Annotated in this window: 15 protein-coding genes; 11 read left to right on the forward strand and 4 right to left on the reverse strand. The window is 73.7% G+C overall.

Annotation, left to right across the window (positions count from 1 at the left end; genetic code table 11):
- The first annotated feature begins 8 nt into the window (after positions 1-8).
- From ABZ914_RS13635 to ABZ914_RS13675, 9 genes are all read left to right on the forward strand, one after another.
- Positions 9-1,208, forward strand: coding sequence for an NADH:flavin oxidoreductase (locus ABZ914_RS13635; protein WP_500193258.1), 1,200 nt, complete (start codon positions 9-11; stop codon positions 1,206-1,208).
- Positions 1,201-2,856: a steroid-22-oyl-CoA synthetase gene (casI, locus tag ABZ914_RS13640; RefSeq protein ID WP_500193259.1), complete on the forward strand. Its 1,656-nt coding sequence runs from the start codon at positions 1,201-1,203 to the stop codon at positions 2,854-2,856. Before ABZ914_RS13635 ends, casI begins: the two co-directional genes overlap by 8 nt.
- A gap of 218 nt (positions 2,857-3,074) precedes the next feature.
- Positions 3,075-4,238, forward strand: coding sequence for an acyl-CoA dehydrogenase family protein (locus ABZ914_RS13645; protein ID WP_500193260.1), 1,164 nt, complete (start codon positions 3,075-3,077; stop codon positions 4,236-4,238).
- Positions 4,235-5,269, forward strand: coding sequence for a bifunctional MaoC family dehydratase N-terminal/OB-fold nucleic acid binding domain-containing protein (locus ABZ914_RS13650; RefSeq protein WP_500193261.1), 1,035 nt, complete (start codon positions 4,235-4,237; stop codon positions 5,267-5,269). Before ABZ914_RS13645 ends, ABZ914_RS13650 begins: the two co-directional genes overlap by 4 nt.
- The gene (locus ABZ914_RS13655; RefSeq protein WP_500193262.1) at positions 5,269-6,339 is read left to right on the forward strand and encodes an acyl-CoA dehydrogenase family protein; all 1,071 of its coding nucleotides are present in this window, start codon (positions 5,269-5,271) and stop codon (positions 6,337-6,339) included. The genes ABZ914_RS13650 and ABZ914_RS13655 overlap by 1 nt, the downstream gene beginning before the upstream one ends.
- Positions 6,336-6,794 (forward strand): MaoC family dehydratase, encoded by a 459-nt coding sequence (locus ABZ914_RS13660; protein ID WP_500193263.1) that lies wholly within the window; start codon positions 6,336-6,338, stop codon positions 6,792-6,794. The genes ABZ914_RS13655 and ABZ914_RS13660 overlap by 4 nt, the downstream gene beginning before the upstream one ends.
- Positions 6,791-7,966: a lipid-transfer protein gene (locus ABZ914_RS13665; RefSeq protein ID WP_500193264.1), complete on the forward strand. Its 1,176-nt coding sequence runs from the start codon at positions 6,791-6,793 to the stop codon at positions 7,964-7,966. The genes ABZ914_RS13660 and ABZ914_RS13665 overlap by 4 nt, the downstream gene beginning before the upstream one ends.
- On the forward strand, positions 7,963-8,766 hold the full coding sequence (locus tag ABZ914_RS13670; RefSeq protein ID WP_500193265.1) for a MaoC/PaaZ C-terminal domain-containing protein: 804 nt from the start codon (positions 7,963-7,965) through the stop codon (positions 8,764-8,766). Before ABZ914_RS13665 ends, ABZ914_RS13670 begins: the two co-directional genes overlap by 4 nt.
- Positions 8,767-8,776: 10 nt before the next feature.
- Positions 8,777-9,781 (forward strand): threonine ammonia-lyase, encoded by a 1,005-nt coding sequence (locus ABZ914_RS13675; RefSeq protein WP_500193266.1) that lies wholly within the window; start codon positions 8,777-8,779, stop codon positions 9,779-9,781.
- A gap of 12 nt (positions 9,782-9,793) precedes the next feature.
- On the opposite strand, the gene ABZ914_RS13680 is transcribed toward ABZ914_RS13675, so the two are convergent.
- The gene (locus ABZ914_RS13680) at positions 9,794-10,516 is read right to left on the reverse strand and encodes a MerR family transcriptional regulator (protein WP_500193267.1); all 723 of its coding nucleotides are present in this window, start codon (positions 10,514-10,516) and stop codon (positions 9,794-9,796) included.
- A 63-nt stretch (positions 10,517-10,579) separates the two neighbouring features.
- Here ABZ914_RS13680 and ABZ914_RS13685 point away from each other — a divergent pair, with 63 nt between their 5' ends.
- On the forward strand, positions 10,580-11,035 hold the full coding sequence (locus ABZ914_RS13685; protein WP_500193268.1) for a DUF6194 family protein: 456 nt from the start codon (positions 10,580-10,582) through the stop codon (positions 11,033-11,035).
- Positions 11,036-11,053: 18 nt separating this feature from the next.
- Here ABZ914_RS13685 and ABZ914_RS13690 read toward each other — a convergent pair whose 3' ends face one another.
- The 3 genes from ABZ914_RS13690 to ABZ914_RS13700 form a co-directional block, all read right to left on the reverse strand.
- Positions 11,054-12,259, reverse strand: coding sequence for an MFS transporter (locus tag ABZ914_RS13690; RefSeq protein ID WP_500193269.1), 1,206 nt, complete (start codon positions 12,257-12,259; stop codon positions 11,054-11,056).
- 118 nt (positions 12,260-12,377) lie between these two features.
- Positions 12,378-12,854, reverse strand: coding sequence for an RrF2 family transcriptional regulator (locus ABZ914_RS13695; RefSeq protein ID WP_500193270.1), 477 nt, complete (start codon positions 12,852-12,854; stop codon positions 12,378-12,380).
- 25 nt (positions 12,855-12,879) lie between these two features.
- On the reverse strand, positions 12,880-13,590 hold the full coding sequence (locus ABZ914_RS13700; protein WP_500193271.1) for a TetR/AcrR family transcriptional regulator: 711 nt from the start codon (positions 13,588-13,590) through the stop codon (positions 12,880-12,882).
- Between the two features lie 85 nt (positions 13,591-13,675).
- Between ABZ914_RS13700 and ABZ914_RS13705 the strand changes: the two genes are divergently transcribed.
- A partial coding sequence (locus tag ABZ914_RS13705; protein WP_500193272.1) for an MFS transporter occupies positions 13,676-13,990 on the forward strand: 315 nt, incomplete at its 3' end.

The following is a 13,990-nucleotide window of genomic DNA, read 5'->3' on the forward strand; positions in this document are numbered from 1 at the left end:
GGAACTCGATGACCAAGGAAACCCCCGATGTGTTCACCCCGGCGAAACTGGGGCCGATCACGCTGCGCAACCGCACCATCAAGGCGGCCACCTACGAGGGGCTGACCAGGAAGGGGCAGGTCACCGACGCGCTGATCGACTTCCACGTCCGGCACGCCCGCGGCGGCGTCGGGATGACGACCGTGGCGTACTGCGCGGTGGCGCCGGAGGGCCGGACCGACAGCCGGCAGATCCACTGGCGGGACGAGGCGATGCCCGGCCTGCGGAAGCTGACCGACGCCGTGCACGCCGAGGGAGCCGCCGTCCAGGCGCAGATCGGGCACGCCGGCCCGGTCGCCAACCCCAAGAGCAACAAGCTCCCCTCGCTCGCGCCGAGCCGCCACTTCCACCTGACGACGCAGACCGTCGCCAAGGCCGCCACGCACGCGGACATCAAGCGGGTCGTCGAGGCGCACGCCCGCGCGGGCCGGATGGCGATCGAGGCCGGGTTCGACTCGATCGAGATCCACATGGGGCACAACTACCTGACCAGCTCGTTCCTCAGCCCCAAGGTCAACCACCGCAAGGACGAGTACGGCGGGTCGCTGGAGAACCGCGCCCGGCTGGCCCGCGAGATCGGCCGCGCCGTCCGCGACGCCGTCGGCGACCGCGTCGCGGTCACCGCGAAGCTGAACATGGACGACGGCGTGCCCGGCGGCTTCTGGATCGACGAGGCGATCCAGGTCGCGCGGTGGCTGGAGGCGGACGGCTCGGTCGACGCCCTCCAGATGACCGCCGGCAGCTCCCTCCTCAACCCCATGTACCTGTTCAAGGGCGACGCGCCGCTGCACGAGTTCGCCGCCGTCATGAAGCAGCCGACCAAGCTCGGCATCAAGCTGATCGGCAAGCACTTCCTGAAGTCCTACCCGTACCGGGACCTCTACCTGCTCAAGGACGCCCGGCAGATCCGCGCGGCGGTGAAGCTGCCGATGATCCTGCTCGGCGGCGTCACCGACCGCGCCGGCATGGACACCGCCATGGCGGAGGGCTTCCAGTTCGTCGCGATGGCCCGCGCGCTGCTGCGCGAGCCCGACCTGATCAACCGGATCAAGGACAAGCCCGCCACCGGGTCGCTGTGCATCCACTGCAACAAGTGCATGACGGCGATCTACGGCGGCACCCACTGCGTCCTGTCCACCGAGCCCGCCTGGGGAAGCGCGAGTGCGTGACGAGACGATCGCGGACCTGCTCCTGGAGAGGCTGGGCGACGAGCGGCCCGGCCTGCGCAGCCGCGAGCGGACGTGGTCGTGGGACGAGGTCGTCAGGGAGAGCGCCGCGCGCGCGTCGCTGGCCCGGGGGCTGCGCCGGGACGGACCGTTCCACATCGGCGTGCTGCTCGACAACGTGCCCGAGTACGTCCTGTGGCTGGGCGGGGCGGCGCTGAGCGGCGCGACCATCGTCGGGATCAACCCGACCCGGACCGGCGCGTACCTGGAGCAGGAGGTCCGGCACACCGACCTCCAGCTGATCGTCACCGACGCGGCCGGCGCGAAGCTGCTGGACGGCCTGGACGTCGGCGTCCCCCGCGACCGCTTCCTGCTGGTCGACGACCCCGGCTACGCGCCGCTCGTCGAGAGCCACGCCTGCGAGCCCGAACGCGACCCGGCGATCACCCCGAAGACGCAGATGCTGCTGCTGTTCACGTCCGGCACGACCGGGGCGTCCAAGGCGGCCCGCTGCTCGCAGGGGCGGCTCGCCGAGCTGGGCCGCGACAACAGCGCCAAGTACGACGTCAAGCGCGACGACATCAGCTACTGCCCGATGCCGCTGTTCCACGGGAACGCGCTGATGGCGCTGTGGGCGCCGTCGCTGGCCGCCGGCGCGTGCGTCGTGCTGACGCCGAAGTTCTCCGCGTCCGGGTTCCTGCCGGACGTCCGCTTCTACGGGGCGACGTTCTTCACCTACGTCGGCAAGGCGATCGGCTACATCCTCACGACGCCGGAGCGGCCCGACGACGCCGACAACACCCTCACGCACGGGTTCGGCACCGAGGCGTCGCCGGAGGACAAGGCCGCGTTCCTGCGCCGCTTCGGCGCGCGGCTCGTCGAGGGGTACGGGTCCAGCGAGGGCGCCGGGATGATCAGGCGGGTGCCGGACGCCCCGCCGACCGCGTTCGGCGTCCCGATGCACGGCGGCGTCCGCATCGTGAACCCCGAGACCCGCGAGACGTGCGCCCGCGCCGTCCTGGACGGGCACGGCCGCGTCACCAACCCCGAGGAGGCGGTCGGCGAGATCGTCGACGTCGACGGCGCCGAGAAGTTCGAGGGCTACTACAAGAACCCCGAGGCCGACGCCGAGCGCGTCCGGCACGGCTGGTACTGGACGGGCGACCTCGGCTACATCGACGAGGCCGGGTTCCTGTACTTCGCGGGGCGGTCCGGCGACTGGATCCGGGTCGACTCCGAGAACATCTCCGCGCTGCTCACCCAGACCGTCGTCCGCCGCCACCCGAAGATCGTGGACGCGGTCGCGTTCGGCGTCCCGGACCCGCGCTCCGGCGACCAGGTGATGGCCGCGATCGAGATCCCCGCCGACGTGGAGTTCGCCGACCTGGAGTTCGCCGCGTTCCTCGCCGCCCAGGACGACCTCGGCACCAAGGGCGCGCCGCGCTTCGTGCGCGTCTCGCACGCGCTGCCGACGACCGGCTCCGGCAAGCTCAGCAAGAAGCAGCTCCAGCTTGAAGGGTGGCGCACCACCGACCCCGTGTACCACTGGGTGGGCCGGGGTGCGCCAGCCTACGAGCCGATGAGCGACACCGACAAGGCGGCGCTGCGCGAGGAATTTCTCGCCAGCGGCCGCGAGCGCTACCTCCCTTGACCAGCCGACCCGAACCGGCCGACGTCAACTCCGCCGACCGACCCGACGACCACGAGAGGCGTACGTGACTCCGCTCCCCACCTGAAGGAAGGGGCTTCCAACCCGAGGGTTGCGGTCCAGCCCGAACCGATCCCTTGCGGGACAGCAGAAAAGTAACACAGGCCAGGTAAACAATTTTCCCACTGGCTGAAGTCGGTGGTTCCCTCGCTAGGAGACCGATGGATCTGCGTGAGTCCGCAGCGCACCAGGAACTGCGCGCGGAACTGAGGGCCTACTTCGCGGGCCTGCTGCCCCCGGACGTCCGCCGCCGGGCCGGCGAGGAGGGCGTCGGCGGCGGCACGTTCCGCGAGATCGTCAAGATGCTCGGCCAGGACGGCTGGCTCGGCTACGGCTGGCCCACCGAGTACGGCGGGCAGGGCAAGTCGATCGCCGAGCAGTACGTGTTCTTCGACGAGGTGCAGCGCGCGGGCCTGCCGTTCCCGTTCGTCACCGTGAACACGGTCGGCCCGACGCTGATGCGGTACGGGACCGAGGAGCAGAAGAAGAAGTTCCTGCCCGGCATCCTCGCGGGCGACATCGTCTTCGCGATCGGCTACTCCGAGCCCGACGCCGGCACCGACCTGGCCTCGCTGCGCACCAGGGCCGTCCTCGACGGGGACCACTACGTCGTCGACGGGAACAAGGTGTTCACCAGCGGCGCCAACACCGCCGACTACGTCTGGCTCGCCGCGCGGACGAACCCGGACGTGCCGAAGCACAAGGGCATCTCGATCCTCACCGTCCCGACCAGCGCGGACGGGTTCTCCTGGAGCCCGATCCAGACGGTCGGCGGGATGGTCGTGACCGCGACCTACTACAACGGGATCCGCGTCCCGGCGACGGAGGTCGTCGGGGAGGTCGACGGCGGCTGGCGGCTCATCACCACCCAGCTCAACCACGAGCGGATCGGGCTCGCCGCGCTCGGCGGCCGGATGATCCGGCTGTGGGAGGACGTCCGGGACTGGGCCCGCGAGAACGGCGTCATCGACCTGCCGTGGGTGCGCGCCGACCTCGCCCGCACCTACGCCCGGCTGGAGGCGATGCGGCTGATGAACTGGAAGATGACGATGGCGGTCGAGGCCGGGGAGCTGACCGGCGCGCAGGCCGGCGCGGCGAAGTCCTACGGCACCGAGACGCACATCTTCGTGCAGCGGACGCTGACCGGGATCCTCGGCGCGGCGGGCCGGATCCGTCCCGAGTCGCCGGGCGCGGTGCTGTTCGGGCAGATCGAGCAGCTGTCCCGGCAGGGCATCGTCAACACCTTCGGCGGCGGCGTCAACGAGGTGCTGCGCGACATGGTCGCCGTCCAGGGGCTCGGGCTGCCGAGGGTGAAGCGGGCATGAGCGGCGCCGGCGTGAGCGGGGACTACGAGGAGCGCCTCCAGGCGTGGGTCGGGCGCGAGCTGGTCGCGCGGCGCCCCGGGCCGGACCCGGTCAACGTGCCGATGATCCGGCACTGGGTCGAGGCGATGGAGGACGCGAACCCGGTCTACCTGGACGAGGACGCCGCGAAGGCCACCGGGCGCGACGGCGTCGTGGCGCCCGCGTCGATGATCCAGGCGTGGACGATGCGGGGTTACGCGGCGACCGTCCGCCCGCCGTCCGAGCCGAGCGGGTTCGACGAGCTGGTGGCGCTGCTCGCCGAGGGCGGCTACACCTCCGTCGTCGCGACGGACTCCGAGCTGGAGTTCGAGCGGGAGCTCGTCCCCGGCGACCACGTGTCCGTCGAGGAGCACGTCGAGTCGATCTCACCGGAGAAGAGGACCGGTCTCGGGGCCGGGCGGTTCGTCAGCACGGTGAAGACGTACCGGGACGCGTCCGGCGAGGTCGTCGCGACGCAGCGGTGGCGGACGCTCCGGTTCCGCCCCGCCGAGAAGCCCGCCGAGAAGCCCGCCGCGCAGGCCGCCGACAAGCCCGCCGTGCAGGCCGCCGAGAAGCCCGCCGGGCAGGCGGAGGAGAAGCCGAAGGCGCTGCGGCCGCGTCCCGCGATCAACCCCGACAACGCGTTCTGGTTCGAGGCCGCCCGCGAGCACCGCCTCGTCGTCCAGCGGTGCGCCGACTGCAAGTCGCTGCGGCACCCGCCCGGCCCCTGCTGCCCCCAGTGCGGCTCGTTCGCGTGGGACACCGTCGAGTCGTCCGGCCGGGGCCACGTCTACACCTTCACGGTCAACCACCACCCGCGGCACCCCGCGTTCGACTACCCGCTCGTGGTAGCGGTGATCGAGCTCGCCGAGGGCACCCGCCTGATCGCGAACATGGCGGGCGTCGAGCCCGCGGACGTCGAGGTCGGCATGCCCGTCGTCCTCGACTGGATCGACCCCGACCCTGACCTTTCGCTGCCGGTGTTCCGCCCGGCCGCACACGAGGAGCGCTGATGGACTTCACCCTTGGCGAGGAGCTGGAAGCGGTCAGGGACCTGGCCCGGCAGATCTTCACCGACCACGCCACGCAGGAGCGGATCCGCGCCGCCGAGCGCTCCGGCACCGGCACCGACCAGGCGCTCTGGGGCGAGCTCGCGTCCGCCGGGCTGCTCGGCGTCGCGCTGCCCGAGGACGCGGGCGGCGCCGGCCTCGGCGTAGGGGCGCTGTGCGTCCTGCTGGAGGAGCAGGGCCGCGCCGTCGCGCCCGTCCCGCTCTGGCCGTCGCTCGCCGCCGGGCTCACCCTGGCTTCGCACAACACCTCCGGCCTGCTGGTGTCCGGCGTCGTCGACGGGACGGCCCGGCTGACGCTCGCGCTGGAGGAGTTCGCGCCCGCCGACCCGGCGGACCCGCGCTGCGAGGCCGCCCGCGACGGCGACGGATGGCGGCTCACCGGCACCAAGGCCGCCGTCCCCTACGCCGAAGGCGCCGACTTCATGCTCGTCGCCGCCCGCACCCCGGCCGGCCCCGGCCTGTTCCTCCTCGGCACCGGCGTCGACGGGGTGAGCTGGGAGCACGTCGACACCACCGCGCACGACGGCGCCGCCACCCTGACCCTCGACGGCGCGCCCGCACAGCAGCTCCCCGCCGGGTCCCTCGGCACCGCGCTGCGGCTGTCGCGCGTCGCGCTCGCCGCCGTCCAGACCGGCGTCGCCGACGGCGCGCTCCGCCTCGCCGCCGACTACCTCTCCACCCGCGAGCAGTTCGGCCGCCCGCTCGGCACCTTCCAGGCCGCGCAGCACCAGCTCGCCGACTGCTACATCGAGATCGACGCGCTGCGCGTCTCCGTGTGGCACGCCGTGTCGCTGATCGACGCGGGCGAGGACGCCGACACCGCCGTCCTGGTCGCCAAGTGGTGGTCGGACGAGGGCGGGCTCAACGTCGTCCACCGCGTCCAGCACCTGCACGGCGGCATCGGCGTCGACGTCGACTACCCCGTCCACCGGCACTTCCTGTGGGGCAAGCAGATCTCCGGGATGCTCGGCGGCGCGTCCGCCGACCTCGAGGCCCTGGGCGCCGCCCTGTGAGCGCGACCGCGAGCCGGACCGCGAGCCGTGCCTACGACGAGGTCGCCGTCGGGGAGGAGCTGCCCGAGCTGCCGATCCCGCTGACCCGCACGATGATCGTCGCGACCGCCCTGGCGAGCCGCGACTACCAGGACGTCCACCACGACCCGGCGCTCGCCGAGGAGCGCGGCTCCAAGGACGTCTTCATGAACATCCTGACCACCAACGGGCTCGTCGACCGGTACGTCACCGCCTGGGCGGGACCCGCCGCCCGGGTGAAGGCGATCAGGATCCGGCTCGGCGCCCCCAACCACCCGGGCGACACCATGGTCCTCACCGGCACCGTCTCCGCCAAGCACGACGACGGCCACCGCGTCGAGATCGCCGTGCGCGGCGTCAACGCGATCGGCCCGCACGTCACCGGGACCGTCGTCGTCGAGCTTCCGGCCGGCCGAGAGCAGGGAGGCGCCGCGTGAGCGTCCTGCCCGGCGCCGCCGCCATCGCCGGCATCGGCGCCACCGAGTTCTCCAAGGAATCCGGGCGCAGCGAGTTGCAGCTCGCCTGCGAGGCCGTCCTCGCCGCCATCACCGATGCCGGGCTCGAACCGTCCGACGTCGACGGCCTGGTCACCTTCACCGCCGACACCAGCAGCGAGATCCACATCGCCCGCAACCTCGGCATCGGCGAGCTGACGTTCTTCTCCCGCGTCGGGTACGGCGGCGGCGCCGCCTGCGGCACCGTCCAGCAGGCCGCGATGGCCGTCGCGACCGGGGTCGCCGACGTCGTCGTCTGCTACCGCGCGTTCAACGAGCGGTCCGGCGAGCGCTACGGCCTCGGCCAGGCGAACCGGCCGATGGACGTCAGCGCCGACCGCGCCGCCTACTCGTGGATGACCCCGTTCGGGCTGTCGACCCCCGCCCAGTGGGTCGCCATGTTCGCCACCCGCTACATGTACGAGTACGGCGCGACCAGCGAGGACTTCGGCCGCGTCGCCGTCGTCGACCGCGCGCACGCCGCCACCAACCCCAAGGCGTGGTTCCACGGGCGGCCCATCACCCTCGAAGAGCACCAGGCGTCCCGCTGGATCGCCGAGCCCCTCCACCTGCTGGACTGCTGCCAGGAGAGCGACGGCGGCCAGGCCCTCGTCATCGTGTCCGCGCAGCGCGCCCGCGACCTCCCGCACCGTCCCGCCCTCATCTGGGGCGCCGCGCAGGGCTCGGGCAACGACCAGCACATGATGACGAGCTACTACCGCTCCGAGATCTCCGGCATCCCCGAGATGGGGCTCGTCGGACGCCAGCTCTACGCCCAGTCGAGCCTGACGCCCGCCGACATCCAGGCCGCGATCCTCTACGACCACTTCACGCCGCTCGTCCTCCCTCAACTGGAGGAGCTCGGCTTCTGCGCCAGGGGCGAGGCCAAGGACTTCATCGCCGACGGCAACCTCGCGCTCACCGGCCGCCTGCCGTTCAACACCCACGGCGGCCAGCTCGGCGAGGCCTACATCCACGGCATGAACGGCATCGCCGAGGCCGTCCGGCTGGTGCGGGGCACCTCGGTGAACCAGCCGGGCGACGTCCACAACGTCCTGGTCACCGCCGGAACCGGCGTCCCGACCAGCGGCCTGATCCTGGGAGCGGACCAGTGAACGCCGGCGACTGGAAGGGCCGCGCCCTCGGCACCCGCACCGTCGAGTACGACGAGACGCGCCCCATCCTCTACGCGCTCGCGGTCGGCGCGCACGCCACCGACCTCGACCTCGTCTTCGAGGAGCGGCTGCGGGTCCTGCCGACGTTCGCGCTGACGCTCGCGCAGTGGGCGCCCGACGCGCTCGGCTCCGCGGGCGCCTTCGACGTCCGGACGGCGGTGCACGGGACGCAGCGCCTCCGCGTCCTCGCGCCCCTCCCGCGCGCGGGCGCCGTCGAGATGTCCGCGCACGTCTCCGACGTCTGGGACAAGGGCCGCGCGGCCGTCTTCGACGTCACCGTCACCAGTCCGTACTTCGAGGCGACGTGGTCGCTGTTCGCGCCCGGATCCGGTGGCTTCGGCGGCGAGCGGGGACCGTCCGCGCGGCCGCGGCCGGCCGCGGTGCCGGACCTGTCCCTGCCCGTCCGGACGGACCCGGACCAGGCGGCGCTCTACCGGTTGCTGGGCGACCGGCACCACATGCACATCGACCCGGAGGCGGCGAAGGCCGCGGGCATGCCGCGGCCCTTCATGCACGGGCTGTGCACCCTGGCCGCCGTGACCCTGCCGCTGGCCGCCGCGGTCGGCGCCCACCCCGCCGACCTGGAGGAACTCGAAGCGCGCTTCGCCTCCCCGGTGTTCCCCGGCGACGAGCTCGCCGTCGAGGCGTGGAAGGACGGCGGCGCGACGGCCTTCGAAGCCTCCGTGGACGGCACCACGGTCCTGTCCGCCGCCCGGGCGGCCTTCACCGGGGCGCGTTAGGGTTCGAGGCGTGGCGAGGACGCGGATCGACGTCGAGAGGGTCCGGGCGGCTCGCGGGATGATCGATCCGATCTTCCTCGACACGCCGCTGTACCGGTGCGAGGCGCTGGAGCCGGAGCTCGGGTGCGCGGTGAGCGTCAAGCTGGAGACCGCGAACCCGGTCCGCAGCTTCAAGGGGCGCGGCACCGAGGTGGTCGCGAGCCTGCTCGCCGGTGCCGGTGCCGACGGGGGTTCGCGGACCGCGGTGTGCGCGAGCGCGGGCAACCTCGGCCAGGCCCTCGCCTGGTCGGGGCGCCGCCGGGGGCTCGACGTCACCGTCGTCGCGTCCCGCTCCGCGCCCGCGGCCAAGCTCGACCGCATCCGCGCGCTGGGCGCCCGGCTGGAACTGGTGGACGGCGACTTCGAGGCGGCCCGCGAGCGTGCCGCCGACGTCGCGCGCCACGACGGCGTCCGGCTCGTCGAGGACAGCCTGGACATCGAGACCTGCGAGGGCGCGGCGACCATCGGCCTGGAGCTGGCGGACGCCGCGCCGGCGTTCGACGCCGTCCTGATCGCGCTCGGCGGCGGGGCGCTGGCCACCGGCGTGGGCCAGGTGCTCAAGGCCCTGGCGCCCGGCGTCGAGGTGATCTGCGTGCAGCCGCTGGGCGCGCCGGCGATGACGCTCTCGTGGCGCCGGGGAAGCGTCGTCATCACCGGCCCGACCGACACGATCGCCGACGGCGTCGCCGGCCGGCGGCCCATCCCGGTCGTCCTGGACGACCTCCTCCAGGTCGCCGACGACGCCGTCCTGGTCCGCGAGGACTCGATCATCGCGGGCATGCGGCTGCTCCTCGACCACGCGGGCCTGGTCGTCGAACCGTCGGCCGCGCTCGGCGTCGCGGCGGTCCTCGAAGACCGGGACCGCTTCGCCGGGCGGCACGTGGCCACCATCGTGTGCGGCGGCAACGTCGACATGGACGCCTATCGCCGATGGGTCGGCATCGCTCCGGGCATCGGCTCCGGTCACGGGGCCTGAGGCGGGCGCCGGTCACGCCGGCTGCTCGTCCTCGGGCGCGAGCAGGGCGGCCAGCGCGGCGGCGGCTTCGAGGAGGGCTCTGGATCGGGCGTCGATGGCCGCGTCACGGGCGTCGAAGGTGGCGGTCAGGTCGGCCCAGCGCCGGGCGCGGCGCAGCTCCGGCATGAGGGCGCGGAGCGGGGCGATGCGGTGGCCGGCCAGGCGGAGCTGTTGGACGATCCGTGCGTCCCGGACGTCCGCGGGCGAGTACCTGCGCGCGCCGCTCGGGCCGGTCCTGGCGGGGACGACGAGGCCCTCGGCGTCCCAGTGGCGCAGGGCGGACGTGCGGACGCCGAGGGCGGCGGCCAGCTCGGACACGGTCATCGCGTCGGACGGGCGGACGTCGCCGATGGGCTCGGCCGTGATCGCCTCGGCGGCGTCCCGGGCGAGGGCGAGGTCCCGGCGCTCGGCGGCGAGGCGGGCGTGCGCGTCGTCCAGGAGGGCGAGCAGGCCGGAGCGGGGGTGGGCGTGCGCCGCGCGCATGATCGTCTTGGCCTCGACGGGGCCCGTGGCGGCGGCGAGGGCCCGGTAGGCGAGCGCGGACCGGACGTGGGACTCGGTGTAGCGCCGGTGGCCCGAGGCGGTGCGCGACGCGGGCGGGAGCACGCCGTCGCGTTCGAGGTTGCGCACCTGCTGGACGGAGCATCCCGCGCGGCGGGCGACGTCGACCGTGCGCAGCGAGTTGCGACTTCTCAAGCCCTGGCCTCGTGCTTTCTGCGCCTAAATCTCCACAAGCACATGAATGTAACGCTAGAAGGCATGAGCATCGAGGAGATCATCGAGTTCGTCCGGGGCCTCGGAGGCGTGCTGGTCCTCGAACCCGGGCCGGACGACGGTTCGCCCGAGATCGCGTGGGGCGACGCGTTCTTCTACTACGCGCCGGACGGGGCCGTCCCGAAGGCGACGCAGCCGTTCGCGACGGTGGTGACGAAGGACTACCCGGGCGACGAGGAGTCGCGGCTGGACCGGCCCGGCGCGTTCCGGGTGAACATCGCCGCCGGCAAGGACGCCTTCGCGCGGTGGGCGGAGCAGGGCCCCGGCGATCCGAGCGCGGCGGACGTCCTCCAAGCGCATCCCGTCTACGCGGACGCGGGCTGGCTCGCCGTGGTGAATCCGGGACCGGTGACCGGGGAGGCGATGCGGGAGCTGCTCCGCACCGCGCACGGCCAGGCCCGCCGCCGCTACGAGAGGCGCTCCGCCCTCCGCCGGCCGTAAGCGGGGCGAGCGGCGCGGTCAGTGGCGGCGGGTGAGGAACAGGTGGAGGAGGCAGAGGACGGCCAGGGCGGTGCAGGCGGCGAGGGCCGCCGTGGCGCCGTGGGGGAGGAGGACGCCGCCGAGGACGGTGCCGACTCCGATGCCGGCGTAGAGGGCGGAGGCGTTCAGCCCGACGACGACGGCGGTCTCCTGCGGGGCGGCGTTGATGAGGCGGACCTGCTGGGCCGGGGTCTGGAACCAGGTGGTGGCGCCCCAGGCGATCATCAGGAGCGCGGTGACCGGGAGCCAGGACGTGCCCGTCGCGGACGCGCAGGTGAGCAGGGCCAGGGTCGCGGCGAGGGCGGTGTAGCCGGCGGCCTGGACGCGGAGGGGCCCGTGGCGGTCGACGCGCGCCCCGGCCACCAGGTTGCCGGCGACGGCCCCGGCGCCGTAGAGGAACAGCAGCCAGGGCTCCGCGCTCCCGCCGGCGCCGAGTGCCCGCATGATGGGGACGGCGTAGGCGTACAGCCCGTAACCGGCGGCCATGCCGAGGATGGTGAGCGGCAGGACGGCGACGACGCCGGGGTGGCGCAGCGCGGTGAGCCGCCGGCGGAGCGGGATGCGGGGGCCGCCGGGGAGCGCGGGCATCGCGCGGAGCACGCCGACGGCGGCGACCGCGCAGAGGGCCGCGACGAGGGCGAGCGCGGCGTGCCAGTCGAGGGTCCGGGCGGCGAGGCTGCCGAGGGGGACGCCCAGGGCGGTGGCGACGGTGAGGCCGCCGATGACGACGGCCAGGGCGCGGGCGCGCTGGGCGGGGGCGACGAGCGAGGCGGCGACCGCTCCGGCGTTGGGGGTGAAGGCCGCCGCGCCGGCCGCGGCGACGACGCGCGACACCATGAGGACCGCGAAGTCCGGCGCGAGCGCGGAGCCGAGGTTGGCGGCGGCCAGCACGGCGAGCGCGGCGACGAGCAGGGCGCGGCGGGGGACGCGGGCGAGGACGGTCGCGAGCACGGGGGACAGCACGGCGTAGGTGATCGCGAACGCGGTGGCGGACTGCCCGGCGGTGCCTTCGGAGACGTGCAGCGAGGACGCCATGTCGGGCAGGAAGCCGGCGACCACGTAGGCGTCGGTCCCGACGGCGAAGGTGCCGAGCCCGAGGATCAGCGTGGATCCGAGCCCGCGCGGGGCGGGGTCCGCGGCCGGTGCGGGCCGCGCCTCCTCCTGCCGATGTATCGGGGTATTCAACGTCCCTGTTTCCTCTCCGGGGAAGCCCAGGCCATGCGGCGGTCGGTGCGGTGGCCGGTCGGTGCGGTGGCCGGTCGGTGCGTGGTCGGTCGGTGTGGCGGTCGGTCGGCGGGGGCGGTCAGTCGGTGAGGCGGCCGTAGTTGCGCCGGGTGCGGGCGCCGCCGTCGGGGGCGCGGTCCATCAGGTCGGCGATGGTGGTGCCGGCCAGCTCGCGGCGCCACGCCAGTTCGGCGCGGCGCATCAGGGAGGAGATGCCGCAGGGGGAGTCGAACTCGCGGCCGGCGTCACGGCCGCCGATCCCGCGCTGCCGGATCTCGGTGCAGCGGAACGCCTCGAGCGGCCCTTCGAGGGCGGTGACGACCTCCATCACCGAGATCCTCCCGGGCGGGCGGGCGAGCGACCAGCCGCCGCGCACGCCCGGCGCCGAGGTCAGGATCCCGGCGCGGGCGAGCGGCTGGAGGCGCTTCTTCAGGTACTCCTGCGGCAGGTCGAACCAGGCGGCCAGCCGCCGGATCGACACCGGCGCGCGGTCGTCCAGCCAGCCGAGCGTCACGCAGCAGTGCAGTCCCCACTCGACGCCCTCGCCCATCCTCATGAACCGGGACTATACACATCCCTGTTTAGCCGGTGAGGCCCAGGGAGGCGATCAGGCCGCGCATCTCGTCCCGGTAGACGGGCGCCGGGTCGTGCACGAGCGGGCGGAGGTGCCCGTAGATCTCCAGCGCCATCAGCCCGTGCATCCGCCCCCACACCCGCAGGGTCAGCGCGAGCGCCTCCGGCGGCAGCTCGGGGAAGTCCTCCCGCACGTGGCCGACGAGCCCGGGGTCGAAGTCGTCCCAGGCGTAGCGGCGGCCGTCCGCCTGGAGCGCGGCGGCGGCCGGCCAGGCGGCGGCGACGAGGCCGACGAGGCCGGTGCAGGCGCGCAGCTCGGCGGCCTTGCCGGGGCCGTCGCCGGGCGCCTGGTATCCGGGCACCGGGTCGCCGTAGATCAGCCGGAAGCCCTCCGGGTTGGCCACCGCCCACTCCCGCATGGCCCGCGCCCAGGCCAGGATCCGGCCGCCCGGGTCGGACTCCGGGACGGCGTCGCGGGCGGCCTCGGCGGCGTCCACCGCCGCGCCGTACACGTCGCCGATCAGCGTCGTGACCAGGTCGTCGCGGGTGGCGAAGTAGCTGTAGATCGCGCCGGCCGTCATGCCCATCTCGCGGGCGATGGCGCGCAGCGAGATCGCGTCCGGGCCGCCCTCCGCCAGCAGCTTGAGCGCGATCGCCTTGATCTCGTCGCTGGTCTGCGCGCGCAGCCGGGCGCGGCGGCTCGGGGTCGGGTCGTTCACGCTTGACACTCTACAGCGTTGGACTACTGTACGGCGTGCTCGAATTGAACGGCGTGTAGTAAATCAACGGTATGTAGGAGATGGCATGGAAGGGCTCCGGCCACGGCTCGCGCTGCTCGCATTGACGCAGCTCATCGTGGCTCTCGACTACAACATCGTGTACGTGGCGCTGCCCGGCATCGGGTCGGCGCTCGGCTTCGGCCCGTCGTCCGTCCAGTGGGTGGTCAGCGCCTACTCGGTCGGGCTCGGCGGGCTCCTGCTGTTCGGCGGGCGGGCCGTGGACCGGCTCGGCGCCCGCCGGATGTTCATGACCGGCCTCGCGCTCTACGGCGCCGCCTCGCTCGCGGGCGGCCTGGCGTCCGGTGCGGGGATGCTCGTCGCCGCCCGCGCGGTGCAGGGC

The organism is Spirillospora sp. NPDC046719 (assembly GCF_040645715.1).
In the GTDB taxonomy this organism is placed as follows: Bacteria; Actinomycetota; Actinomycetes; order Streptosporangiales; family Streptosporangiaceae; genus Spirillospora.